The sequence below is a fragment of the Streptomyces pseudovenezuelae genome, assembly GCF_001513955.1.
Taxonomy (GTDB): Bacteria; Actinomycetota; Actinomycetes; order Streptomycetales; family Streptomycetaceae; genus Streptomyces; species Streptomyces pseudovenezuelae.
In genome coordinates this window covers 1,775-3,620 of sequence record NZ_KQ948167.1, presented here as the reverse complement: position 1 = coordinate 3,620, position 1,846 = coordinate 1,775, and the positions used below count along the sequence as shown (strand labels likewise).

Sequence of the window (1,846 nt, the reverse complement as noted above, 5' to 3'; positions counted from 1 at the left end):
TGAGCTGCCTGTGTTGTCTGTTGATGAGCGTGAGCAGGTGGTGCGGGGCTGGAACGGCAGGCCGGTTGCGTTGCCGTCGGTGGGTGGGGTGCATGAGCTGATCGTCGCGCGGGCGTCTGCTGCTCCGGATGCGGTGGCGGTGGTGTCCGGTGATCGGGTGTTGACGTACGGCGGGCTGGTAGGGAAGGCCAGCCGGCTCGCCCATGAGTTGCGTGCTCGGGGTGTGGGTGCGGAGTCGGTGGTGGGGTTGTGTCTGCCGCGGGGTGTCGACATGGTGGTGGCGGTGTTGGGGGTGTGGCTTGCGGGTGGTACGTATCTGCCGCTGGACCCTGAATATCCGGCGGATCGGCTGGAGTTCATGGTCGCCGACAGCGGGGCGCAGGTGGTGCTCCGCGAAGGTGATCTGGAGCTTTCGGAGGATCTGCCGCCGACGGCTCCTGAAGTCGCTGTCGATGCGGCGCAGTTGGCGTATGTGATCTATACGTCGGGTTCGACGGGTCGTCCCAAGGGCGTGCAGGTTTCCCACGGCGGTGTGGTCGGCATGGTGTCCGCTCTCGGCCCCGAACTGGGAGCTGGGCCGGGCGTTCGCGTGTTGCAGTTCGCCTCCTTCAGCTTTGACGCGGCAGTCCTGGACATTGCGGTGACCCTGGGCCGTGGTGGCACGCTTGTTGTGGCGGGTGCGGGGGAGCGGGCGGAGCCCGAGGTCCTGACGGCGCTGGTTCGTGCGCAGGGTGTGGGTGCGGCGAGTGTGGTGCCGTCGTTGTTGGGTGTGCTGGACCCCGAGCAGGTGTCCGGTATCGAGACGCTGTTGCTGGGCGCGGAGCGGTTGACGGAGCAGGTCGCCCAGGCGTGGTCGCCCGGTCGTCGCCTGGTGAACACCTACGGCCCCACCGAGGCGACGGTGATGGTCACCGCCGGCACGGTTGACGGGGTGGGGTTGCCTCCCATCGGGGCTCCCGTAGCCAACGCGCGCCTGTACGTACTAGATGCTTTCTTGAGCCCCGTCCCCGTGGGTGTGGCGGGCGAGGTCTTCATCGCCGGGCCGCAGGTGGCCCGTGGCTACGCCGGTCGTCCGGCCCTGACCGGTGAGCGTTTCCTTCCCGACCCCTTCATGGCGGACGGTTCGCGCATGTACCGCTCGGGTGACCGGGGCCGTTGGCTTCCTGATGGGCAGCTGGACTTCGTGGGCAGGGCGGATCAGCAGGTCAAGGTGCGTGGCTTCCGTATCGAACCCGGTGAGATAGAAGCCGTGCTGGCGGACCATCCGCGCGTGCGGTCGGCCGTCGTGATCCCCTTCGGTGACGACGAGGACCGCCGATTGGTGGCCTATCTCGTTCCTGAGGATGTGGTGGAGGGTGTTCCGTCTGTCACGGATCTTCGGACGTATGCCGGTGCTCACTTGCCGGCTTTCATGATTCCGTCCGTCTTCACCGAGCTGGCGGCCCTGCCCCTCACCCCGAACGGCAAGCTCGACCGCGCAGCCCTGCCCGCCCCTGATGGAGAGCGTGTGGCATCGGCGGGTGTGTATGTGGCTCCGCGTACGGATACGGAGCGGGTCCTGGCCGGGGTGTGGGCTCAGGTGCTGGGGTTGGAGCGGGTCGGTGTCGAGGACAACTTCTTCGACGTGGGCGGTGATTCCATCATCAGCATCCGTGTCGTGGCCCGTGCCCGTGAGCTCGGGGTCCATGTCACCGTGGCCCAGCTCTTCGATCACCAGACGGTGGCCGGACTGGCATCGGTGGCGGAGAGGGAGCGCGCCGCAGATGCAGAACAGGGTGCCGTGGCGGGCGAGTTCCCGCTCACACCCGTACAGCACGCCTTCTTCTCGCGTCAGCTGTCCGAGCCG

1 protein-coding gene is annotated in these 1,846 nt (G+C 67.5%); it reads left to right on the top strand.

Annotated features, from left to right (window positions below):
• Nucleotides 1-1,846, top strand: a 1,846-nt coding sequence (locus AQI94_RS42240) for an amino acid adenylation domain-containing protein (RefSeq protein ID WP_159050667.1), incomplete at both ends; no start/stop codon positions are given.